Origin of the sequence: Actomonas aquatica (assembly GCF_019679435.2) — a bacterium.
In the GTDB taxonomy this organism is placed as follows: Bacteria; Verrucomicrobiota; Verrucomicrobiia; order Opitutales; family Opitutaceae; genus Actomonas; species Actomonas aquatica.
On record NZ_CP139781.1, the window covers coordinates 3,741,709 to 3,765,091 of the forward strand.

Here is a 23,383-nt window from a genome sequence, read left to right on the forward strand (position 1 = left end):
CACCGGAGGGCAGCGCGACATCCGCGGGGGTTATCGGGGCCATCGATTCCACGGCGAAAGCCGCGAAAAAGAAGGGGTTACCTCATCATGCGACGTTTGCCCGGGTAACCCGACAGGCGGGTGGAAAGTTTTGGGCGGGGGTGAAGAGGTAGGGCGGGACCGCCGGGCCCGCCGGGCCCGCCGTGGCGGAGAGGCAGGGCTGTTTTTAACCACAGATGGACACAGATTGACACAGATTCCTGGGAGGCAGGATTGTGAGGAAACCGCAGAGGGGCGCAGATCCGCGAGGCAGGCGTTAGCGCGAGCAAGCTCGCGGCCTACAGGGTGCTGTCGAACGCGCAATGTAGGCTGCGAGCTTGCTCGCGCTACCCTGCCTCTCCGTCCGTCTCCCGGCGGCGCTGCCCCCTACCCTTCGATCAAACCGCTGGCTTCGCGGATGAGGATGCGGGCGAAGCTCCAGTCGAACCAGAAACCCTGCACGGGCGTGCCGCGGTCACTCGGGGCCCGGTGTTTGAGGGCGGTGATTTCGCGGGCGGCTTCGAGGTGGTTGCGCGCCGCCGCCGCATCACCGGCATGCTGCGCCGCCAAGGCCATGATCGCGTGCGCCGTCGCGTCGCGCGGGGCGTTGTCGTCGGGGGCGTCGAGACAAACGCGGCCCCATTCCAGCGCGGCATCGTAGCGGCCGTGCCGGTAGTCCCAGAGCATGAGGCCGATGGCGTTCCAGGCGCGGCGGAAACTGTCGCCGTCGGCCGCTGCCTCGCGGGCGTTGGCGTGAGTGGCGGCGGCGTAGGGTTCGAGGGCGCGCAGGGTCGCGGGATCGGCCGGGATCAGCAGGGTGATCTTCAACACGCGGTCGGCGAACGGCCCGGGCGAGTCGGCGAAACGTTCGATGGCGTTGCGGCGAAAGGCGTCAAAGGCCGCCGCGTCACCGAGCTCCACGATGGTGGGGCCGAGTTCGAGATAATCGAGCGAGGTAACGTCGATGCCCTCGAGCTGGTTGAGGGTGACGAGAGTGGAGAAACGATCCACGGCTTCGGCCCAACGTTGGTTGAGCGCGTGCCATTCGCCGATGGCGCGATACACGGCCGAACCCTCCACGGTGGGTTGGTCGAGTTGCACGTTGTCGAGCAGGGCGTCGGCTTCGGCGAACCGTTGTTGGCTCACCAGGAGCGCCGCCTGCGTGAGGCGTTCGCGCATCTCGGCCTCCTCGCGCAAACGCACCTGCTGCTGCTCGGCGGCGACGGCGCGGTGGCGGGCTTCGAGTTCGCGAAAGAAGAGCCAAGTCGAGGTGCCGAAGCCGATCATCAGCGCCAGCGCCACGGCGGTGCCGGCGGCGAAGGCCACGCGGTTGCGCCGCACCAGTTTTTGGAACTTGTAGAAGGGGCTCGGCGGACGCGCCAGGACCGGCTCGTCGGCGAGGTGGCGTTGCACGTCCATGGCCAGACTGTTGGCCGTTTCGTAGCGGTGACTGCGGTCTTTCTCGAGCGCCTTGATGACGATCCAATCGAGGTCGGAGCGCACGTCGGCGAAGAGGCTGGCGGGGTCGGTGTTGCGCTTGTTGGCCTCCTCCAACTGCTCCGCCAGCGGCAGCGCGGCGAGGCGTTGGGAGGGGCGCAGGGGTTCGCGTTCGCGCAGGATGCGACGCATCTCGTCGAGGCCGGCATCGGCCAGCTCCTTGGCGTCGAAGGGCGTGTGGCCGGTGACGAGTTCGTAGAGCAGCACGCCGAGGCTGTAGATGTCGCTGCGCGTATCGATGTCGACCCCGCCCATGGCCGCCTGCTCGGGACTCATGTAGGCGGGCGTGCCCACGAAGGACATGTGCATCGTGAGCAGGATTTTGTCGGTGAGGGAGATCTCGGTGGCCTTGGCGATGCCGAAGTCGATGACCTTGGGCACGGGCGCGCCATCGAGCCGCGACACGACGATGTTGGAGGGTTTGATGTCGCGATGGATGATACCCTTTTGGTGGGCGTGCTGGATCGCCTGACAAATGTGCACGAACAGCTCCAGGCGTTGCCGCAGGTCGAGTCGCTCGTCGTCGCAGAAGCGCGTGATGCGCCGCCCGCTCACCAGCTCCATCACGAAGTAGGGTGAACCGCGATCGGTCGCGCCGGCATCAAACACGTGGGCGATGTTGGGATGATCCATCATCGCGAGCGCCTGCCGCTCGGCCTCGAAACGCCCGATCACACTGCGCGTTTCCATGCCGAGTTTGATGATCTTCAACGCCACTTGCCGGCGCACCGGCTCCTCCTGCTCGGCCCGAAACACCACGCCGCAGCCGCCCTCGCCGATTTTCTCCAGCAGCTTGTAGCGACCGATGCGACTGCCCACCGCCTCCTCGCCTGGAACCGGCACCGTGTTGACGCCATTGCGCGTGTCGGCGACGCCCGCGCCTGCACCCGTGCCCACGCCGCCGTGCAGCGTGGTGAGGTGCGGCATGGCGCGGCGGGTTTCGGTGAAAAACGACTCCGCCTCCAGCGCCGTCGCGAGCATGTCTTCGAGGCGCTCGCGCATGGCCGTGTCTTCGCCGCAGGCTTCGGTGAGAAAACGCGTGCGGCTGGTCGCATCGGGCAACTTGCGGGCCTGATCGAAGAGTTCCTCTTCCTGTTCCGATGGCGGCGGCGGGGGCATGGGACGACGGGCGAACGAGCGGATGCGGAGGCGGATGCGACGGGACGGGACTCAGCCCTGGTTTTCGCGAATGGTTTGGTAGAGCCAGACCTTGGCGTAGGCCCAGTGGCGCTCGACGGTGCGTTCGGTTACGCCGGTGCTGGCGGCGACCTCCTGGTTCGTGAGGCCAACAAAAAACTTCAGCACCACGATGAGCGCCTTTTCGGGATCCTGTTCGCGCAACTTTTCCAGCGCCTCGTCGATGAGCAGGATCTTTTCGTCCGGGCTGGCGGCGGCGAGTTGGGCCTCGTCGAACTCGACCCGCTCGAAGTTGCCGCCGCGTTTGAGGCGGGCTTTGCGCCGCGCGCTTTCGATGAGGATGCGACGCATGGCCTCGGCCGCTGCGCCGAAAAAGTGGGCGCGATTCATCCACTGGTGATCGCCAGCCTCGACCAGCCGCAACCACGCCTCGTGCACCAGCGCGGTCGGTTGCAGGGTCTGTCCGGCCGGCTCGCGGGCGATGCGCACGCGGGCGTGTTTGCGCAGCTCCTCGTAGACGATCGGCAACAGGTCCTCGGCTGCGCCCGCCTCGCCCTTGCCGACGGCGACCAACATCTGGGTCACGTCACTCATGGGCGCAGATCCTCACCGCGGGTCCGGGTCGGGATACGGGGATAAGTTGGAGAAACCGAAGCAGCAGGTGCCACGAGCAGGGGTGCAGAAAGGTTGGGGTGAAAGGGGTCGAAAACGACGCGCCGAGCAGACGCGCCATCGTGCAAGCGAACGCCATCTTCCCCTCCGATCCGGGTTCGTCAAACCCCTGCCCTGCCTAACGGGCAAGTTGGGCGCGCAAAAAACAAACCCCGGCCGCGCGCAAAGGGCGTCGGCCGGGGCAGAGGGTTGGGTGGGAAACGCGGATGCGGGTCGTGCAGGCTCAGTGTTTGCCGGGCGGGGTCTTCTTTTCCCACTTGGCGTAACCTTCGGCGTGCAGGACGACGCGGTCTTCGACGGCGAGATCGTTGATCGTCCAGCTCTCGCCCGCTGCGAGGGTCTTGGGGCCGATGTGGTGATCCTGCGCGCGGTTGTGCGAGGTGACGCTGAAGATGACCATGCCTTCGAGGGTCAGCGCATGGTCAGAGGTGTTCTTCACCGTGAGCGCGTAGGGGCCGCCGTTTTCACCGGGCTCCCCTTTGTCGAAACTCGCGCTCAGCGGCAGCGCCGGCATGTCGTGGGACTTGTGATCATCGGCCGTCGCCGTGAAGGGCGCGACGAGGAGCATAAACAAAGCGCCCAGCCAAAGGGTCAGAGCGCGACGGGAAACTATCGGGGATGCAGTCATGATTCGTGGAGGGGAATTGGGGTGAAGACAGTGCGACCAGAAAGTCAGCTTCGTGCTAATAACAAACCACCGCCACCACAAGGTCGTTTAATGGGACCGCTGGCCGCTCGACTCCGCTCACGGCTCCCCGCGATTCCAGAAGATGAAGGTGCCGCGGTTGTTGGAGGTGAGCAGATCGACGTGGCCATCGCCGTTGAAGTCGACCGCCTCGATCTGCGAGCCCACCCCGGAGCGGTTATGAATGAGCTCGGGCACGAAGGTCGCTCCACCCGGGGCCTCCGCATCCGGCACGGCCTTATACCAATACAACACCGGCGGGCCGTAGGCATCGGGGTCGTAGAGGTTGTCGAGGTGGGTGGTTGAGAGGCAAATTGCGCGCCGCTTCTGAACCTGACAGGTGCCCTCAAAATCTCGCCCGCTTTGCTGCGTTGCGGCTACAGGGCGGGGTTGTATCCCCGCAGGATCGCGAGTCCGGCGGCCGGGGTTCGCTCGGCCGGAGCCCGTTTGTCGTCGTTGCCTTCGAGCTCCCACGCGCAATGGAGGCCGTAGAGTTCCGTCGCGCTCAGGTTCGGGGTGGCCTCACCAAACAACGCAAACGTCACGGAGCCGACCATGCCGATGCCGACGTCGGGTTCGGTTTCGTCGCCGGTCGGGTTGTAGGTGTAGCGCACCAGCGCGACGTCGCGTTCATCGCGAGTCGGCGGCCAGAACAGGCGGCGCTGGTCCATCAGCTCAATGGCATCCGGCGGCCGACCATATTCCTGAGGATCGGCCAGCCACTCGGCCATCTCTGCGACAGCTCGAAAGGCCGAACTGGTTGCCTCGGGCGGGATGGCGTCGGCCCGGCCGAGTTCCTCCAAATAGTGCACCGCCGTATTGCTGTGCAGTGGATCTTTCGCCCAATCCGCCAACCAAATGATGCCGGAATCATCGCCACTTCGAGCCGATGCCCAGGCGGCTTCCATCCGCACCCTGGGATCAACATGCTCGGCCGCGAGCTCAAACAAGGTATCACGCTCGGCCGACATCAGGAACGGCAACGCCGCGGTGGCGCTATGAGCGTAGCTGTGGTGTTCCGGCTGGGAGTCGCTCAACCACGCCCGTAGTCGCCGCAATCCGTCGGGACAGTCGTAGGGATGTCGCGCCAACTTGCCTGCGATCGCCAACTGGTTGGCTTGGTCGAGAAAGGCCACGCCGAGGAAGCCTTCGGGCAACGGATCGCGCAGGGTGTCGACCACCACTTCAGCGTGTTCATGGCCGGAACCGAAAACAGAGAGTAGCACCGACCACAGGAAGTGATCGGCGCCATAACCGCTGGCCGCCAAGCGAGCCACCCGCTCTGCATCTTCGCGCTGTTTAAACAGCGCAAGGACTTTGGCGATGAAGAGAACGTCATCTTCTCGCTGCGCTGGCTGGGCCGCGCCCTCCACCAGCAGGCGGCGGAGCTGTGGCAGCGCTTGTTCCTCAAAGACCGCCATAGCGACCTCGCCGTCGACCGCCTGCACGAACCCCACGAGCGAATGCACGTCGCGCTCACCCAAATTCGACGCGGGCGGGTTGCGCAACGTCGCCCGCGACAGCGCTCGGCACACCGCCTTTGCTTCGCCAGCACGAGAGATCCGATGGTCGTGCCACTTTCGAAAACTACCAAACTTGTCCGATGGTCGCGCCTGCTCCCAGCGATCCACCGCACGTTGGAAACGAGATTTCCAAATCACCATGTCCCTCCTTCCTGACGCATCATGTTCCGAGAGGAGACTGCGATGAAATGGAATCTGGCTGGAATCGTGGACATAACAAGAAGCAGAGGAAACGGATCTCACTCCAATCGACGGCCAGAACGATCGAAACAGTTCGGGCAAGCATGCTGACCGAAGGTGCGCCGGCCAGTCAGAACTGACGGGCCCTCGCCCGATGACTCGTCGATCACAACCACGACCGCGGCGCGACGAACGCCCAATCGAACGCCGATACCGCATCTCGGATTGCCTCCAGCGGCCGGGGTCGCCCAATGCGTCAAACCTCTCCGTCCGCCGAGGCCTTTGGAACAGGAGGAGCGGGGGCAGCGTGGCTTCACCGCATCCAGCTTTCACTCCACCGACTCACGGCTCCCCGCGGTTCCAGAAGATGAAGGTGCCGCGGTTGTTGGAGGTGAGCAGATCGACGTGGCCGTCGTTGTTGAAATCGACCGCCTCGATCTGCGAACCCACGCCCGAGCGGTTGTGAATGAGCTCGGGCACGAAGGTCGCGCCACCCGGGGCGTCAGCATCCGCCACGGCCTTATACCAATACAGCACCGGCGGGCCGTAGGCGTCGGGATCGTAGAGGTTGTCGAGGTGGGTGAAGGCGCGTTTGCCGATCACGTAATCCATCACCCCGTCGTTATCGATGTCGGCCCAGGTCGCGGCGTGCGCCTGCGAAAAGGTCACGCCACTCGTCGCCGGTCGGCTGTAGTCGTCGTTGATCATGTGCCGGGTGAAGGTGATGGCGCCGTCGGCGTCACGAGAGTGTGAATACCACGCGAAACCGAAACCGTGGGCGTTCAGGCTGGTAACCACGTCGTTGAGCCCGTCGCCATTGGCGTCGTAAACGGCCATGACCGCGCCGCCGATCGCCGGCGCGCGCTGACCGTATCGACCGAACGCCACCGGGTGGTAGGGCCAGGTTTGGGTCGGGTCGAGGGTCTCCGGTTGCTCCCACCACCCCGTCGCGCCGAGCAGATCGGTGCGGCCGTCGCCGTTGATGTCGCCGGTGCCGATGCCGTGCGACATGGCGTAGCCGACCTCCGAGATGTTCACCTCCGTCCACGCCGCCGACGCGTCGGGTTTGGCGTAACGGAACTGGCCGCCCGACGCGTAAACCAACTCGGGCGCGCCGTCGCCATCGAGGTCGGTGAAGAGCGTGGTTTCACTCTGCGTGCGCGGGATGGGATTGTAGCTCTCCCATCGCCGCGACTGCCCCTGCGGATTGAGATACACCGCGGGGTTCGTCCAGCCGCTGATCACGTCGGGCCAACCATCGCCATTCACGTCGTGCACAAACTGATGGTTGAATGCGGTGAACTCCTGCGAGGGCCCCTTCGCCACCGCGACCGTGATCTCGCGATAGCTCGTAAACTCCGGCCCGTAGTAAATGTAAGGACCCGCCACGACGTCGAGGTGACCATCGCGGTTGAAGTCACCGGCGGCCGAACCCCAAGAGTAATAAAACTCGCTCAGCCGCTGCACGCGGAAGCGCGGCGAGGTCTGCTCCACCGGCGCGCGACGTATGCCGACATCCTGCAGCATCACGTCTTTGAACCGCACCTCGCCGCCGGTCGCACCGCCCACGAAGAACGCCACCGGACCGTAGCCAGTGAGCGCATGATCGCCGTCGACCGCGCCGCCGATCTCGCGGCCGTTGTTGAGGAAGCTGCGGATGACGTTGGTCTCCAAAAAGGTCTCAATCTGATTCCACGCCTCGGCGCGGTAGCTCGTGTCCGGCAGCTTCACCGGCAGATCCTCCGGGGGCGGCGGGCGTTGGTAGTTGAAGCGCCCGCGCGTGACATCGGGCGGCGGCGCCTGTCGATACATGATGCCGCCCGCGTAACGCAGCGGCTCGCGGCTGGTCTCGCGACCCGCCGCATCGAGTTTGACGCTGAAGGCCTGCACACCTTCCTCGCCATCCTGCAGCTCCAGCAACACGCCGCGCCAGCCGCCCGTATCCATCTCTTCCATACGTAGCAGCACGGCGGTCACGGCGCCGCCGGTGGCTTTAAATTTCGCGTGCAGACCGACATCCTGCAGCCCCTGCTCCGCCATCAGCCAACCGCCCGCTTCGCTCGTGGCACGGCCGACGATCTCGCCGCCCTCCACCGTCCAGTCGCCATCGCCCAGCGACCGCCAGCCTTCGAGCGAGGTGCCGCCCCACGTGTAGTCGGGTTGAAAGGTCAGACCGAAGTCGGACAGCGGAGCGGCGGGCGCAGGATCATCGGCGGCGAGAGCAGGCGCGCCGAGCAAGGACGCGACGCCCGCCAGGAGGGCAACAAGGGCGAGGGGCTTCATGGGGTAACCCGTCGAGCCATAGCGGAAGCGTAGAGGCGGTCAAACGACGCGCCACAATGTGAGCACGGATCTCGTCGCCGTTGAGCAAACGTGCGCGCGACCAGCAGCCCCGAGCACCCAGCTCAGTCGACCACCGGCAACACCTCACGCAGGACCTTCACCAGGTCGCCTTGCGTGAAGGGCTTTTCCAACACGACCACCCCGAGCTCGTCGATGGCCGGCTGGTCCTCCGCCACGAGGTGACCACTGAGCAACACCCACCTTGCGTCCGGCACGAGCGGGGACGCCTCGCGGATGAGCGCGAAGCCATCGAGCGCCGGCATGTCTTTGTCGGTGATCACGAGATCGATCTCCTGGCCGACCGACTGCAACAGTTGCAACGCCTCCGCGCCATCGGTCGCCGTGTGCACTTGAAAACCCAGATTCGACAGGATGTTGCGACCGATCTCACGGATCGATTGCTCGTCCTCGACCAGCAGCACCTGCCGGCCTCGTCCCTCCACGCCGAGCGCTTCCGCCGGGCGGTCGATTTCAACGGCGGCAAAATGTCGTTGGGTCGGAAAATAGAGGTGCATGGTCGTGCCGCGACCCACCTCCGATTCGATCCGCATCGCCCCTTGGTGGCTCCGCACGATACCCAGCACGGTCGCTAGGCCGAGACCGGTGCCTTTGTCGGCGGCCTTGGTGGTGAAGAACGGTTCGAGGATGCGATCGATGATCTCGGGCGGAATGCCTTCGCCGGTGTCGCTCACCGCCAGGTGCACGTAGTCGCCCGGCACGAGCTCGGTGCCCGACGGCACCGTTTCGCGGCCGAAACTCACGGGCTCACCACGCAGCGTCAGCACGCCGCCTCGCGGCATGGCGTCACGCGCGTTCACACAGAGGTTAAGCAACACCTGATGGAGCTGCGTCGGATCGCCCAGCACGGCCGGGACCGATTCCTCACAATCAACTTCTATCTCAATGTTCTTGGGGAAGGTGCTGCGACCGAGGCCTTGGATTTCCTTGATCAACTGCCGCAGGTTGACGGCGGCTTCGTTGCCGCTCGTGCCCTTCGCAAAGGTAAGCAACTGCTTCACCATGGCGGCTCCGCGGCGCGAACTGGTTTCCAACATATCGAGCCATTGTCCGGCCTCGGGAAACTCCATGCGCAGCATCTCGATCGACATGAGCACCGGCGCCAGCGCGTTGTTCAAGTCGTGGGCGATACCGCCGGCGAGCATGCCGATGCTCTCCATCCGCTGCGTGCGCAAGGCTTGGCGCTCGGCCTCCCTGCGTTCCGTGATGTCGTGCAACACCACCACCGCGCCCATCTGCTCACCGTTTTCGTCGAGCAGGGGATCACCGCCCGCCAGCACATAGCGGGGGGCGCGGCCGGGGGCGACCACCGCCAGTTCCTGATCACGCACCCGTTCGCCTCGCGCGGCCCGACGCAAGGGTGCCCGTTCGGGCGGCAGCGGCGTCACCGCGTCCGCTTCGTAGAGATGGTAAGCGCGCGACCACTCGTCGGCCGTGATGTCGCCCGGCGGGTTCGGATGCCACTCCCGCGCCGTCTTGTTAAAGAAGGTAATCCGGTCCTGCGCATCGCAGGCGATGACCCCCTCGGCGAGGTTGTCCATCAAGGAGCGTAACAGGCTCTGCTGCCGACTCAGTTCTTCGTTGGTCTCATACTCGCGGGTGATGTCGCGCGTGATCTTCGCAAAGCCCTGCAACTGCCCGTCCGGCTCGCGCAGCGCGGTGATCACCACATTGGCGCGATAGCGGGTGCCGTCGCCGCGCATGCGCCAACCCTCGTCCTCGACGCGGCCGGTTTGGGCCGCTTCGGCGAGGTGGCGCGCCGGCTTTTCCGCCGCCGCGTCCTCCGGCATGTAAAGGCAACCCACGTGGCGCCCCAGAATCTCGTGGGCCTGAAAACGTTTCGTGCGCGTCGCGCCTTCGTTCCAACTCACGACCCGCCCATCGGCATCGAGCATGATCAACGCGTAGTCGCGCACGCCATCCACCAAAGTCGCAAAGCGCGCCTCGCTCTCCTCCAGGTCCCGCGTGCTCTCCCGCACCCGCCGCTGCAGGTTGGCGTTCATTTCGATGATCGAACGCCGGTCTTTCTCCGCTGCCAGTTGCGCCTCCTTCGCCGCGGTCACGTCGCGGGCGAAAGCGAAGATCCGCCGCGAAACTGGATCGATCCGCGCACGCCACGACAGCCACTTCCAGGACCCGTCCGCACAGGCGTAACGGTTTTCAAAATCGATCATCGATTCCCCCTCGAACAGCTTCGTCGCCTGCTGCTCGGTGGCCGCGCGGTCCGCCGGATGCACAAACTCGAGGATAGGCTTTTGCAACAACTCCTCCGCGAGGTGCCCCACCGCCTCCACAAAGGTCGCGTTCACCCGCTCAAAATAGCCGGCCTCATTCGCAATCACCATCATCTCCAGCGACAGGTCGAAGAACGTATCCACTTCGATGTGTGGAGCCGTGGCGTGGGACAACGATGACGGAGGCTTGGCGGACACCCCCTAGGTATGCCGCCGTGCCCCGCATTTGTTCAACGAAGGAGCGCTTCCGAAAATTACTTAGTCTCCGCCGGATGGATACACGCACGCCGCTCCTACGCCCACACCTACGCCGCCGCCGCCCTCCTCTCCCGCTCCGCACCATCCACGCCGTTGACGCTCCGTCCGCGCCCACTCAGCTTCGCCCGCCTTGGACAACGCCTGCGTCTTCTCCCCCGATCGCGTTCACCGCTACTCGCTGATCCACCGCTTCGACCCGCTCTTCGGCGGCGACCGCTTCATGCTCTGGATCGGCCTCAACCCCAGCACTGCCGACGAGCGCCAACTCGACCCCACCCTCACCCGCATCGCCGGCTTCTGCCGCCGCGAAGGCATGGACGGGTTTCACATGGGCAACCTCTTCGGCCTGCGCACACCCTACCCCAAGGAGATGATGGCCGCGCCCGACCCGGTCGGCCCGGGCAACGACGCGGCCCTGCTCGAGGCCGCACGCACTTGCGAAAAAGTCGTCGCGGCCTGGGGCACCATCGGCGCCTACCAGGATCGCGCCGCTGCCGTGGTTAAGTTGTTGGCCGGCTTCGACCTCTGGTGCGTTGGCACCACCAAGGAGGGCCACCCCCGCCACCCCCTCTACGTCAAAGCCACCCAGCCCCTCGTCCGCTGGGAACCGAACGTCGGTTTATAGTTTTTGCCATATCCGCCGGGACTGCGCCGCCCGCGCCGACCGTGCCACGCTCCGCGTGACATCACTCAACCCTCACACCTCTTCATGAAGCTGTCCCGCTCCTCCTCCTCTCGCTCCGCCTGGTCCACGCTCAGCGCGTTCCTGCTCGCCGCCACGGCCTCCACGCCCCTCTTCGGCGCCCTCACCGACGACGCCCAAGTGCAGGCCGCCCTGTCCTTCATCACCACCAACGAGCCCGCCGTCATCGAGGAGCAGATCCGCCTCTGCGAGATCCCCGCGCCCCCTTTCCAGGAAACCGAACGCGCCCACTACTACGCCGGCAAGTTTGAGGAATACGGCCTGCAGGACGTGCACATCGACGAGGAGGGCAACGTCTTCGGCACCCGCCCGGGCACCAACCCCGACCTGCTCCTCGTCTTCTCCGCCCACCTCGACACCGTCTTCCCGGCCGGCACCGATGTGACCGTCAAACGCGAGGGCAACATCCTCCGCGCCCCCGGCATCTCCGACGACTGCCGCGGCCTCGCCGTCGTGCTCGGCGTGCTCCAGGCCCTCAACGACCAGGAGATCCAAACCGATGGCACCATCCTCTTCATGGGCACCGTCGGCGAAGAAGGCCTCGGCGACCTCCGCGGCGTGCGCCACCTCTTCGAGTCCGACAAAGCCGACTCCATCGACTACTTCATCTCCATGGACGGCACCGGCCTGCACGCCACCACCGGCGCCGTCGGCAGCCACCGCTACGAGGTCACCTTCAGCTCCGCCGGCGGCCACAGCTACGGCGCCTTTGGCCAGGTCAACCCGATCCACGCCCTCGGTCGCGCCATCGCCAAGATCTCCGACTTCGAAATGGCCGCCGAACCCAAAGCCACCTTCAACGTCGGCATGATCTCCGGCGGCACCTCGGTGAACTCCATCGCCCGCACCGCCTCCTTCCAGATCGACATGCGCTCCCCCAGCGCGACCTCGCTCGACAACACCGACGCCATGTTCCGCGCCGCCGTGGCCGAAGCCGTCGCCGAAGAGAACGAATTCTGGAAAACCCACGCCCACAGCCCGACCGCCCGCAACATGAACGCCGCCAACCCGGTGGTCGTCGACATCAAGCAGGTCGGTCTGCGCCCCACCGGTGACGTGCCGCCCGACAGCCCGATCATCGCCTGCGTGAGCCGCGCCAACGCCGCCCTCGAGGTCGCCGATCGTTTTGGCTCCAGCAGCACCGACTCCAACATCGCCATCAGCCTCGGCGTGCCCGCCGTGACCCTCGGCGGTGGGGGTCGCGGCGCCGCCGCCCACTCCCTCGACGAACTCTTCGAAACCACCGACAGCCACCTCGGCACCCAGCGCGCCCTGCTCACCGTCCTCGAGATCGTCGGGCTCGCGAAGTAAGACCCACTCTCGCTCCCCGCTGTAGCCGGGCTCGCTGAGCCCGGTGACGCCTGAGGGGAAAAACGGACCCGACGTCGGGCATAAAGCCCGACCCACAAATAAGTTAACCCGCACTATGTGGGTCGGGCTCTTGCCCGCCTCAGGCGCGGTTACGCCCGACATCCCCTGCCCCTCGGCTCTGCTTGCCCGCCTCAGGCGGGTTCCCCTCCGTTCCCTCCTGTAAGAAAAGCCCCCGCCCTTCCGGTCACTTCGCCTCAAAGTCCCGGATCAGCCCCACGACCTCCTTGGCCAGGTCATTGGGAATCGGGATGGTGAGATGATACTGCGCCACCCGCCAGCCGGCCGCGGTGCGCACCATCACCCCGCTGCCGCGACACGCCCCGTAAGCCGCGCTCACCAGCGCCTCGTCAAACCAGGCGTATCCACCATCCGGTGACACCACCACGTGGCGGCCTCCCGCCACCGGCTCGTAGAGCCAACCCCGCCCGGCCTCAAAGTAGGGGCGAGCAAAGGCCTGAAACTCCGCCCGCGTCCACCGCTCCGACGCATCGGTGCCAAGGAACACCCCGTCCTCCGCAAACAGCCCGAAGTAGCCGTCAAAATCCGCCGCCCCCGCCGCGACATGAAACGCGTCCAGCACGCTGCCGATCGACGCTACAGCGGCCTCCGTCGCCGCCGCCTCCGCCAAAGCGATGGTGTGAGTCAGTAGCCCCACGTCCCCCACCTTGCCATGTCCGGGCACCACGCGCCGAGCGTCGGGATACGCTTGCTGCACCCGCCGCATCGAAGCCGCCCATTCCGCCACCGTGGCGTCCGCCGTGTTGCCCATGCCGCGCGCCGCTTCCGCCCGCACCGCGCAGCCGCCGACCAAAATCCCGGATTCCGGCAGCCACATGACGACATTGTCGCTGGTGTGCGCCCGGCCCGGATAAAGCACCTCGACCGTCCCAATCGTCGCGCGCTCACCCGGTGCTAACCGCAACACCTCAAAGGCCGGCAAATCACCGTCCGCAATGCCGGCGAGCGCCACGGTTTCCGCCAGCGCGATGACCCGCGTCCCCCGCTCCGCGAATACCTCCCACCCGCCCAGGCGATCGTCATGAAAATGACCCACGAACAGACGCTCCACCGGCTTGCCGATCTCCCGTTCAATCCACGCGAGCAGCGCCCGCGAATTCTCCGCGCCCCACGGGGTGTCGATCACCACCACGTGCTCCCCTTCGTCGACGATCAAGCCGTTCGAGGTCACCCGCCCCCAGGTCTCGGTCTCATGACCCGCCACGTGCAACCACATCCCTTCACCCAGGGGAGTGATCTCAAAATCAACCTCGGCCCGCAGCGCTCCGGTGAGCCCGAAAACCAGTAACCATTTTGTGAATACGGAGATGAAACGGGGAAACCAACGAGCCATGCCGGACTAACGCAGCCCGCCCGGTGCTCCGCAATCGCGAAGCGAGCCAGCGACGCGACCGGGGCCACAGCTCGCGCTGGTCTTGTGGCCCACAATGCGAAAGACTTCCGCATCATCAGTCCCCATCCAGACCCTGCCACCGCCCCCGATGCCGACGACCGCGTGATCATCGGCCGCTACCGCCGCGCCGCCGCCGCCCGGGAGCGCAGTCTGGTCGTGCTCGCCGCCGGGGAGGAATGTTGGCAGGAAACCCAAACCGACGAAGCCAGCGGGGCCACCACCGAGGTGCTCTTGGTCCGCCCAGCGGCCGCCTCCCACCTGCGCGAGCAACTCGCCCGCTTCGAACGCGAGTCCGCCTACTGGCCACCGCGCCCGCCGCCCACCGAACCGCCCCCTGACGATCCCCACCGCGGCCTCTTTCCCCCGCTGCTCTGGGGCCTGGCCATCGTGGGCCTGTTTCGCGTGCAGCAACTCGCGCCCGACCTCACCGAATTCTGGTTGCTCGACGCCCGCGCCGTCTGGGCGCAAGGCCAGTTCTGGCGTCCCTTCACCGCGCTCTGGTTGCACGCCGACATTGGACACCTGCTTTCCAACCTCATCGCCGGCTGGTTCATCCTGCGCACCTGGTTTTGCCTGGAACCGCTCTGGTCCGGCTGGGCCCGCCTGCTCGGTGCCGCGACCGTCGCCAACCTCCTGCTCGCCGCCGTCGCGTTCAGTGGCGGTCATCGCTCGCTCGGCGCCTCGACCCTGGTTTTTGCCGGCCTCGGTCTGCTCACCGGCCGCGCCCTGCGCCGTCGCGGCCAACCGGGACGCTGGCGCCCGCTCTTGATCCCGGCCGCGGCTGGTGCCGCCATGCTCGGCCTCTACGGCGCGGGCGGCGTCCAAACCGACGTCCTCGCCCACGTCCTCGGCTTCGCCTGCGGCACGGCCACCGGAGCGCTCCTCGTCTTCAGCAAGAACCGCTGAAGCAACCCAGGTTTTAAGGACCGCAGATTACGCAGATAGCCGCGAGGCAACGCAGCGCGAGTAAACTCGCAGCCTACAATCTGCTTTCGAACCATGAAATGTAGGCCGCGAGCTTGCTCGCGCTAACGCCTGCCTCTCGGCCGCCCCTCTTTCGGTGCCCCCTCTGTGCATTCTGTGACGAAAATCACCCTGATGGCAGCTCCCAATAATCCAACCGCCAGACGTCCCGACAGACCGAGTCCGGATCTCCATCCACCCATCGTTCAAACCGGATCCGTTACTCCGTCATACTTCAGTAACCTAACCTTGGTCCGGCGTAGAAACGGCGCGTCCCAACGGGCATTTTGCACGCCGCCGTTGGTGTATTCACAATCTCGTTACTGCGCTAATCAAGCGCCGAACCGCCCAATCCGACAAACAATATTCCCACCCGTCCAATCCGAGACTCGGTGAATCGGTTATCGTCGCTTTCATCAAATTTCAGGGTCCTTCCCTTGCCGTCGCCGGCCACCCGACTCCCGCCGCTGCGACGTTGTTACCTCCCCTTTCGCCTTCACCCATTTCCGACCGATAGCACCACGCTGCCCTCCCAAATAAGCGCCCCTGCGGCGCTGTAGCGTCCCATCTCCCCCCCCTCGATCCCCGGGTCTCCCAAGTCCTGATCGCCAGCTACTGCTTTGCCCGGATTTCCCGTTCTGTCGACCACGCCCCCACCTGCGCGCAACACCCACCTCCTGATATTTCACCCCGCCTTCCGGATGCTCCTCGCCGAAATCGCCAAGGCCGCCAAGGTCTCCCCCTCCACGGTCTCCCGGGCCATCAACCAGCCCGAGATCGTCGCGCCCGAGAGCCTCGAACGCATCCGCGCCGTGATGCAGGCTCACGATTATCAACCGCCCCCCATCAACCGGCGGCGCGGCCCCAAGTCCCGCAAACCGTCCACCCTGCGCTTGGCGGTGTGGTTCGTCGGAGCCAAAGAGGGCAATCCGGCTCTCGGTTGGTTTCAGGAGAAGATGTCCCTGCTCCAGGACCAGAGTCCGATCAATCGCGTCGATCTGAACATGGTGTTCTCCAGCTCTCCGGCAGATCTCCCGCGGCAGCTGGTGCAGGACAAATTCGACGGCGTCATCATCCAAGGCATGGAGCCCGCCGCGGAAGTCATGGAGGCCCTGCAGGACACGCCCACCGTCTGGTTCATGACGCGCCGCTCCGCGTCGTTTCCCGGCGACTACGTCGAGCCGAATAACGAAGAGAATGGCCAGCTCGCCGCCAACCACCTGGCCAGCCAGGGCCATCGTCACGTGGCTGTGCTCAGCATCGATCCGGCCTACAGCGCCGTGTCCCGCCGCACCCGCGCCTTCGAACTACGGGCGCGGGAACTCGGCCTCACCACGCACCGCATCCTCGGCCGCCAAGACGCCTCCCGCGTGAGTTACCTGGAGATCGATCCACTCAACACCGAGTCCACTCAACTGGTCGACGCCCTCACCGCGCTTTCGCCGCGCCCCACCGGACTCTACGCGCCCGTCGATCACTTTGCCGGTTCGCTGCTGCGCGCGCTGCGCTTGGCCGGCCTCCAACCCGAGCGCGATTACGAGCTCATTCTCGGGAACTACAACCCCATCATCTACAACAACCTCGAGCACCACCCCGCGGTCATCGACATCAACCTCGCGGTGCTCATCCGCAAGGTCATCGCCCAGCTCGTCTGGCGCATCGAAAACCGCGACTGCCCCGGTCGCATCAGCGTGAGCGTATCGCCCGTGCTGCGCCCGGCGCTGCTCTCCGGCACCTGATCTCTCCCCTCCTCGCTTTCCGGTTACCCCTCCCGCCCCCGGCATACCCCACCCCTTTCTTCCCCCCCTGCGCTTTCCCTTTTCTGCCGATCCACGGCTCGGGCTCTCCGTCGCTTCACGCGATGGCGCGGTTCCGAACGTGAGTCGACGGTCCCCCAACCAACCCAAACACACCAAGAACATGAGACCTACTCCACTCAACCGTTGGCTGCTCGCGCCCTGCGCACTTCTCGGCGCCACCGGTCTGCTCGCTCAAGCGACCACCCCGAGTGACATCGACAACGACGACGTCATCGTGCTGTCGCCCTTCGAAGTCACCGGCACCGACGACGTCGGTTACCAAGCCACCTCCACCCTCGGCGGCACCCGCGTGAACACCTCCCTCAAAGACGTCGGCGCCTCCATCTCCGTGCTCAATGAAGAGCTCCTGCGCGACACCGGCGCCACCAACCTCGAGGATGTGCTCGTCCTCACCGCCAACACCGAGGTCGGCGGCGGTGGTGGTAATTTCTCCGGCTCCCAGGGCTTCGGCAGCCCGATCCCGGAACTGCAGCGCGACAACCTGAACGGTGGTGTCACCCGTATCCGCGGTCTGGCCGCCGCCGACCTCACTCGCGACTACTTCATCACCGACGTCCCTTTCGACGCCTACAACACCAACCGCGTGGAGGTGCAGCGTGGCGCCAACTCCGCCCTCTTCGGCCTCGGTAGCCCGGGCGGCATCGTCAACAACTCCACCATCAAGGCCGACTTCCTAGGCTCTCGCGGCAAGGTGAAGGTCGAGGCCGATCAATACGGCAGCTTCCGCACGTCGTTGGATTACAACTACCAACTCAACGACCATATCGCCGTGCGCGTCGCCGGGCTCGCTTCCGACACGCAGTATGAGCAGAAACAGGCCTTCAAGGACGACGATCGCGCCTACGTTTCCGTGACCGGCAAACTGCCCTACGGCTTCACCGTGCGCGGCAGTTTCGAACACGGTGAAATCAACTCCTCCCTGCCCGACTACATGCCGCCCAACGACGGCATCACGCCGTGGATCAACATGGGCAGCCCGACCTGGGACACCCCCTACGCCGCCGCCCAGTTTTTCCGCAGCTCCGGCGACATCGTGCCCGGCATCGGCAACAACCAGTTCGTCACCCTCGCCGCCAACGGCACTTCCAGCGGCTACGTGAGTTTCTACCAGGATCCTTCCAACCCCAACCCCACCTTTGGCGGCACCGCGTTCCTGCGCAGCGGCCGTGGTGCGCCCAACTACTACGCGGGCGTCGGGGGCAACGGCGAGTGGATGCTCATCATGCCGCGCAACGAACTGCAGATCATCACCTCCACCGGCTACTACTCCGACGGCACGCCCGTCGACACCGGCAGCGCCCAGTTCTTCTCCAACGGCAACGTGTCGCTGCAACTCACCGACCGCAGCATCTTTGACTACCGCAAGAACCTCTTCTCCGGCGGCGTCTCCCAGCAGTGGTCCGAGTGGGACACCTACAACGCCTCGCTCGAAGGCAACTGGCTCGACGGCCGCCTCGGCGTCGAGGCCTCCTACTTCAAGCAGGAGATGTTCGCCTTCACCCGCAACCCCCTCCAAGGCAGCTCCCAGCGCACCATCTACATCGATCCGGTCGCTTACCTCATCGGCACCACCGATGGCACCGGCACCGGCCCGCTCCTGCCCAACCCGACCTACGGCCGTCCCGTCATCGGCGGTCTGTGGCAGGGCGGCATGTATAAATGGAACCGCGAGAACGCCCGCTTCACCGGCTTCGCCGAGGTGCGCTTCGACGACTTCATGAACGACGACAGCTGGCTCACCAAGTTGCTCGGCCGCCTCCGCCTCACCGGCCTCTACGAGGAAAGCACCTACTGGAACGAGACCCACTACTCGCGCGATCAAGTGGACCCCTACGATGTCGCCAATGCCCTCGCCGGCGGCATCATCGGCACCGGCGGCGTCAACACCGCGTCTCTGCGCGCCGGTTCCATCTACGCCCTGCCGGTGCACAACGACGCCTTCGACTTCCTCAACGCCAGCTCGCTCAGCGCCCTCTCCGGCGTGCGCATCGGCGGCGGTGCCTGGGGACAACAGCGCGACCGCGTGCCGTCCGTCATGGACTACGTGGGCTGGGATCAAGTGAGCGGCTCCTTCGTCAACTTCTCCTCCCGCGCCTACAACCTGAGCGACAACAACGCCTTCCCCGCCTCCTTCTCCACCTCGCGCGGCATGGTGGACATCGAGTCCAAGGTCCTCGTCGGTCAGTCCTACCTCTGGGACGACACCATCGTGCTCACCGGCACCTGGCGCAACGACGTCCAGGCCTCCAACTCCCTCGGCGCCCCGTCCTGGAGCGTCAACTCCCGCGTCGACGATCCGTATGCAGATTCCTACTACAACGTGCCGCTGCGCCCGCTCGATGAGGACGCCGACGCCGACACCACCTCCTGGAGCATCGTCGTCCACACTCCGGACTTCCTCAAAAAGTTCCTCCCCGAGGGCTGGGACTTCTCCGTCTACAAGAGCCGGGCCGACAACTTCCAGCCGTCCGGTTCCCGTGTGAACATCTTCAACGAGCAGATCGCCCCCGTGACCGGCTCAACCGAAGAAACCGGCTTCATGGTCTCCGCCCTCGACGGCAAGCTCAGCGCCCGCGTCAACTTCTACGAGACCGGCGTGCTCAACAACAGCTACGACATCGGCGGCGTGAGCAACTCCGAGGGCATCCTCCTCGGCCTCATGACCCAGTTGGACAACCCGACCAACATCGCCAATGGCTACACCGCCGACGATGTGCGCAACTACCTGCCCCCGCAGGGCGTGATCGACCTCAACGGCTTCATTCCCAACTGGAACGATCCCGAAGCCTCCACCACCAACCGCGACTCCAACGACAACGGCACCCGCGACTTCACCGCCGAGGGTATGGAGATCGAGATCGCCTACAATCCCACGCCGGACTGGACGATCCTCGTCAACGCCGGTCGCCAGGAGACGGTCACCTCCAACTCCTACCCGAAGCTGCAGGAATACGTGAACGACTTCGTCACCCCGCAATGGGTCGACAGCTCCTTCGCGCAGAACTACGTCATCAACGACACCGGCACCACCCTCGCCGAGCAGGCGTTTAACACCATCGTGCAACCGGTCGTGCGGGCCACCCTGCTCGACGGCATGCCTTCGGTCGAGCAACGTGAATGGCGCTGGGGCCTCAACACCAGCTACCACATCGGCAAAGCCGAAGACGGCATCCTGAAGTGGTTCGGTGACCTCACCGTCGGTGGCGGCATCCGCTGGGAGGACGAGATCGGTATCGGCTTCGAGGTGAACCTCAACGACCTCGGCGAATACGCCCTCGACCCGACCGCCCCGTTCAAAGGCCCGTCGATGACCTTCATCGATGTGTTCGCCCGCATGGAATACCAGCTGGCCCGCGAGCGTAAGCTCACCCTCCAGCTCAACGTGAAGGACCTCACCGACCACGATGAGTTGGTGCCCTTCCTCGCCAACCCTGACGGCAGCGAACTCTACCGTTTCCTCGAAGGCCGCCTCATCTCTGCCTCGGCCACCTTCGAGTTCTGATTCCCCACCAGGGGTAAGGTGCTGGGACTAGCACCTCTCGCAAAACGGGCCGGTTCCCCCACGGGAGCCGGCCTTTTAATTGCCCCGCCAAAAAGCCTACAATCTGCTTTCGAACCATTAAATGTAGGCCGCGAGCTCGCTCGCGCTAACGCCTGCCCCTCGGCCGGATTATTCGTCACAGAGGCCACAGAGGAGACACAGAGTCCACCGAGCCACGCCAACGCGGCGGACCCACTCCACCCTTCGCGTCTCTTCGCGCCCTTAGCGGTTGAAAAAAACCTGCCTCTCGCCTGCCGCTGTAGCCGGGGTCGGTGACCCCGGGTCTCCCTGCCTCTCCGCCTCCCTTCTCTCTGTGCCCCCTCTGTGCACTCTGTGGTCCAAACCACCCTGCCTCACAGCCGCCTCGACCCGCCTTACAGCGACACGAGGTTCGCCAGCAGGCGATAGGCCCCGGGCACGCCGGCCGGGAGTTCGCGGAAGAGCGACAGCCCCGTGTAGACAAACCACCCCTCGCCGTGCGGCGCCACCAACAGGCTGCCCTGCGTCGGCGCTTCACCGGGATCGGCCATGCTCAGCAGAGGCGTATAAGCGTCATCCCAACCGCTCGGGAAATACAAACCGCGCTCCTGCACCCAGCCCGCAAAGTCCGCCGCGGTGATGCGGTTCGGTCCAGCCAGCGCGGGATGCTCCGGCTCGAGCAGAGTGACGACCGCGGTTTCATCGGTCACGCGGTCGCGGCTCAACTGCAGCGGATACGGTCCGACCGCCGCGCCATCGATGCCGCCGTTGGTATTGTATTGCACAATCACGTTGCCGCCCGCCGCCACGAAGTCCCACAGCGCGCCGGCCTGCGTGGCCAGCTCGGGCATCGTATTGAACGCACGGATACCAACCACCACCGCATCGAGTCCGTCGAGTCCGGCGGGGGTGAGGTCCGCCAGCGTGAGCGTGCGCACGTCGTAGCCCATGAGCGTGAGCGCTTCGGCCGTCGTATCGCCGGCCCCCGGCAGATAACCCACGCGCTCACCACGCTTCTGTAGATCAAAGGTCATCGCGGTGAGCGTCGCCACCGGCTGCAACACCTGCACCGGAATGTGTTCGTAGCTCACCACCTGCGGCGCGCGGTCAAAACGACGCCCGTCCACCAGCGCATGCGCGGTCAGGCGCGCCACGGTCGACTCCACCGGGGCCGTCACCGCAAAGGTCGCCGTCGCGCGATCGCCCACCGCCGCCAGCGCGAAGGGCTGGCTGGCCGGCGTCACCGTCCAACCGGCCGGCACGGTCACGCCCAACTCACCCGCCGCTTCGCCACGCGACGCCGTCGCCGTCACCACCACGTCACGGGTTTGCCCCGGCGCGAAGTGTTCGAGGCCACTGGCAAAATCCACCGCCACCGGCGCGATGACCTGCAGGTGATCGCGCAACTCCCCGCGCACCCGATCGCGCGTGACCTGCTCCGGCGCCACCCGCACCGCCAGCGGTTCACCATCGACCGTAAATTCAAACACCGCCGCATACGCCGGATCATTCTCGGGCGTGCCAATGAGGTCGGCGTCGGCCACCTGCGCCATGCCGACCGTGCTAGGCAACTCCAGCCAATACGGATGGGTGAGCGCCGTGGACGCCGGCAGCGTGCGCGTGGCTTCCAGCGTAGTGGCTTCGTTCAACGTCAGCGGACGATTGACCGCCACCGTCTCGCCGTCGGCGGTGTAACGCAGGCCCGTCCACACCACGTCGACCGGCGCGGCCGCGCGCCACACCACCTCGTGCGTGAGCACCAACGTTTCGCCCGGCACCACCCGCGCCGCCGGCACGGTGGACTCGGCGTAAAGCCCGAGGCAGGCCGCGATGATGGCGTCGAGTTGCGCGCGTTTTTCGAGCAGCAACGGGTCCTCCGCCGGCAATGCCGCCAGCGCGCGCTTCACGACCAGCAGCGCCGGCACGCTCGCGCCCGGCGCGCGGGCATCAAAGTCATCCATGGTCGCGTCGATCTGCGCGGCAATCGCGGCGCCGCCGGTCCACTGTGCCCATTTATCGGATACACCGTCCATCAGGTCGGCCGACGCGGCGTCACCAACGAGGTGCACAAACTGTTCTTCGGCCGTCCCGCGCGAGCCCACCGCGCCAAAACCCTGGCTCTTGTGTTCCGAGCGCGAAAGGGCGGCGATCTCACCGTAGGACTCACCCCGCACCGGATCGTAGCCGCCCACATCAAGCTTCAGCGCGCCCGGCCACTCGCGACCGCCCCAGCTCCACGCGTTCCAGACCACGCGGCGCACCTGCCACGGCGGCAGATGACCGAGCTCGGCGGCGAACGCTTCCGGATCAGCGGCGAGGGCAAAGGCTTCGCGCGCCATCACGGCCGACGCGGTGTGGTGACCGTGCGTGCCACCCATGTCGGGCGAGAACCGGGTCACGATCACATCGGGCCGAAACTGGCGGATGACACGCACGGTGTCGGCCAGCACCTGCTCGCGATCCCAGACAGTGAGCGCTTCGTCGGCGCTCTTGGAGTAACCAAAGTCGTTGGCGCGGGAGAAAAACTGCCGACCACCATCGATGCGGCGAGCGGCGAGCAGTTCCTGCGTGCGGATCACGCCGAGGGCGTCGCGCAGCTCCGGACCGATCAGGTTCTGGCCACCGTCGCCGCGGGTGAGCGACAGGTAGCCGGTGGCGTAGTGACGCTCGTTGGCGAGATAGGCGATGAGCCGCGTGTTTTCGTCGTCCGGGTGAGCGGCGAGGTAGAGCACACGACCCGTCTCCCGCAGCCGCTGCATCTCGCGCAGGATCGACCCCGCCGCCGGCGGCGCGAGTTCGGCATGAAGCCCGACGTTCAGGGGCACCAAGGCGGTGAGGCACGTAAGCGCCACGGAAGAGAAACGACTGCGAAAACTCATGAGACTGAAGGAGGCGAGGCCATTACCGGCGGACGACGTCGCAAAGAAGGCACAGAAACGCCATAAAGCGACGACGGCGCGCAATTGACCTCTAAAAAGTAGCTGCGTGTTCAGCACATCACCCCGCATGCAGCGAAGCGCACCGCGCTAC

At 65.6% G+C, this 23,383-nt stretch carries 14 protein-coding genes; 5 read left to right on the top strand and 9 right to left on the bottom strand.

The genetic code is table 11. From position 1 onward, the window contains the following. Positions 1-405: 405 nt before the first annotated feature. From K1X11_RS14570 to K1X11_RS14600, 7 genes are all read right to left on the bottom strand, one after another. Positions 406-2,634, bottom strand: coding sequence for a serine/threonine protein kinase (locus K1X11_RS14570; protein WP_221031547.1), 2,229 nt, complete (start codon positions 2,632-2,634; stop codon positions 406-408). 51 nt (positions 2,635-2,685) lie between these two features. Then, a complete protein-coding gene (locus K1X11_RS14575) occupies positions 2,686-3,246 on the bottom strand; it encodes a sigma-70 family RNA polymerase sigma factor (RefSeq protein ID WP_221031548.1) in 561 nt (186 codons plus the stop codon). Between the two features lie 301 nt (positions 3,247-3,547). Beyond that, positions 3,548-3,952 carry a hypothetical protein gene (locus K1X11_RS14580; RefSeq protein WP_221031549.1) on the bottom strand — a complete coding sequence of 135 codons (405 nt, stop codon included), beginning with the start codon at positions 3,950-3,952 and terminating at the stop codon, positions 3,548-3,550. Positions 3,953-4,069: 117 nt separating this feature from the next. Next, positions 4,070-4,264, bottom strand: a complete 195-nt coding sequence (locus K1X11_RS14585) for an FG-GAP repeat domain-containing protein (protein ID WP_221031550.1) — start codon at positions 4,262-4,264, stop codon at positions 4,070-4,072. Positions 4,265-4,386: 122 nt separating this feature from the next. Continuing rightward, positions 4,387-5,670 (bottom strand): HEAT repeat domain-containing protein, encoded by a 1,284-nt coding sequence (locus K1X11_RS14590; protein WP_324725990.1) that lies wholly within the window; start codon positions 5,668-5,670, stop codon positions 4,387-4,389. Between the two features lie 384 nt (positions 5,671-6,054). Beyond that, positions 6,055-7,995 (bottom strand): FG-GAP-like repeat-containing protein, encoded by a 1,941-nt coding sequence (locus K1X11_RS14595; protein WP_221031552.1) that lies wholly within the window; start codon positions 7,993-7,995, stop codon positions 6,055-6,057. 122 nt (positions 7,996-8,117) lie between these two features. After that, positions 8,118-10,481: a PAS domain-containing hybrid sensor histidine kinase/response regulator gene (locus K1X11_RS14600; protein ID WP_221031553.1), complete on the bottom strand. Its 2,364-nt coding sequence runs from the start codon at positions 10,479-10,481 to the stop codon at positions 8,118-8,120. Positions 10,482-10,695: 214 nt separating this feature from the next. Here K1X11_RS14600 and K1X11_RS14605 point away from each other — a divergent pair, with 214 nt between their 5' ends. Together K1X11_RS14605 and K1X11_RS14610 are read left to right on the top strand one after the other, a co-directional pair. Then, positions 10,696-11,190 carry a DUF1643 domain-containing protein gene (locus K1X11_RS14605; protein WP_221031554.1) on the top strand — a complete coding sequence of 165 codons (495 nt, stop codon included), beginning with the start codon at positions 10,696-10,698 and terminating at the stop codon, positions 11,188-11,190. Positions 11,191-11,274: 84 nt separating this feature from the next. Beyond that, the gene (locus K1X11_RS14610) at positions 11,275-12,579 is read left to right on the top strand and encodes a M20/M25/M40 family metallo-hydrolase (protein ID WP_221031555.1); all 1,305 of its coding nucleotides are present in this window, start codon (positions 11,275-11,277) and stop codon (positions 12,577-12,579) included. Between the two features lie 244 nt (positions 12,580-12,823). On the opposite strand, the gene bla is transcribed toward K1X11_RS14610, so the two are convergent. Further along, positions 12,824-13,990 carry a subclass B1 metallo-beta-lactamase gene (gene bla / locus K1X11_RS14615; protein ID WP_221031556.1) on the bottom strand — a complete coding sequence of 389 codons (1,167 nt, stop codon included), beginning with the start codon at positions 13,988-13,990 and terminating at the stop codon, positions 12,824-12,826. 84 nt (positions 13,991-14,074) lie between these two features. Between bla and K1X11_RS14620 the strand changes: the two genes are divergently transcribed. The 3 genes from K1X11_RS14620 to K1X11_RS14630 all read left to right on the top strand — a co-directional run bounded on the left by K1X11_RS14620 (position 14,075) and on the right by K1X11_RS14630 (position 20,335). After that, positions 14,075-14,956 (top strand): rhomboid family intramembrane serine protease, encoded by an 882-nt coding sequence (locus K1X11_RS14620; protein WP_221031557.1) that lies wholly within the window; start codon positions 14,075-14,077, stop codon positions 14,954-14,956. 758 nt (positions 14,957-15,714) lie between these two features. After that, positions 15,715-16,752: a LacI family DNA-binding transcriptional regulator gene (locus K1X11_RS14625; RefSeq protein WP_221031558.1), complete on the top strand. Its 1,038-nt coding sequence runs from the start codon at positions 15,715-15,717 to the stop codon at positions 16,750-16,752. Positions 16,753-16,933: 181 nt separating this feature from the next. Continuing rightward, entirely contained in the window at positions 16,934-20,335 is a 3,402-nt protein-coding gene (locus tag K1X11_RS14630; protein ID WP_221031559.1) for a TonB-dependent receptor plug domain-containing protein, read from the top strand. Positions 20,336-20,748: 413 nt separating this feature from the next. On the opposite strand, the gene K1X11_RS14635 is transcribed toward K1X11_RS14630, so the two are convergent. Continuing rightward, positions 20,749-23,232, bottom strand: coding sequence for a PIG-L family deacetylase (locus tag K1X11_RS14635; protein ID WP_221031560.1), 2,484 nt, complete (start codon positions 23,230-23,232; stop codon positions 20,749-20,751). Positions 23,233-23,383: the final 151 nt, after the last annotated feature.

What these genes read in the sequence shown, in the direction of transcription:
- K1X11_RS14630 (WP_221031559.1), top strand. Translation starts at nt 16,934, where the DNA reads ATGAGACCTACTCCACTCAACCGTTGGCTGCTCGCGCCCTGCGCACTT.
- K1X11_RS14580 (WP_221031549.1), bottom strand. Translation starts at nt 3,952, where the DNA reads ATGACTGCATCCCCGATAGTTTCCCGTCGCGCTCTGACCCTTTGGCTG.
- bla (WP_221031556.1), bottom strand. Translation starts at nt 13,990, where the DNA reads ATGGCTCGTTGGTTTCCCCGTTTCATCTCCGTATTCACAAAATGGTTA.
- K1X11_RS14575 (WP_221031548.1), bottom strand. Translation starts at nt 3,246, where the DNA reads ATGAGTGACGTGACCCAGATGTTGGTCGCCGTCGGCAAGGGCGAGGCG.
- K1X11_RS14595 (WP_221031552.1), bottom strand. Translation starts at nt 7,995, where the DNA reads ATGAAGCCCCTCGCCCTTGTTGCCCTCCTGGCGGGCGTCGCGTCCTTG.
- K1X11_RS14625 (WP_221031558.1), top strand. Translation starts at nt 15,715, where the DNA reads ATGCTCCTCGCCGAAATCGCCAAGGCCGCCAAGGTCTCCCCCTCCACG.
- K1X11_RS14570 (WP_221031547.1), bottom strand. Translation starts at nt 2,634, where the DNA reads ATGCCCCCGCCGCCGCCATCGGAACAGGAAGAGGAACTCTTCGATCAG.
- K1X11_RS14635 (WP_221031560.1), bottom strand. Translation starts at nt 23,232, where the DNA reads ATGAGTTTTCGCAGTCGTTTCTCTTCCGTGGCGCTTACGTGCCTCACC.
- K1X11_RS14610 (WP_221031555.1), top strand. Translation starts at nt 11,275, where the DNA reads ATGAAGCTGTCCCGCTCCTCCTCCTCTCGCTCCGCCTGGTCCACGCTC.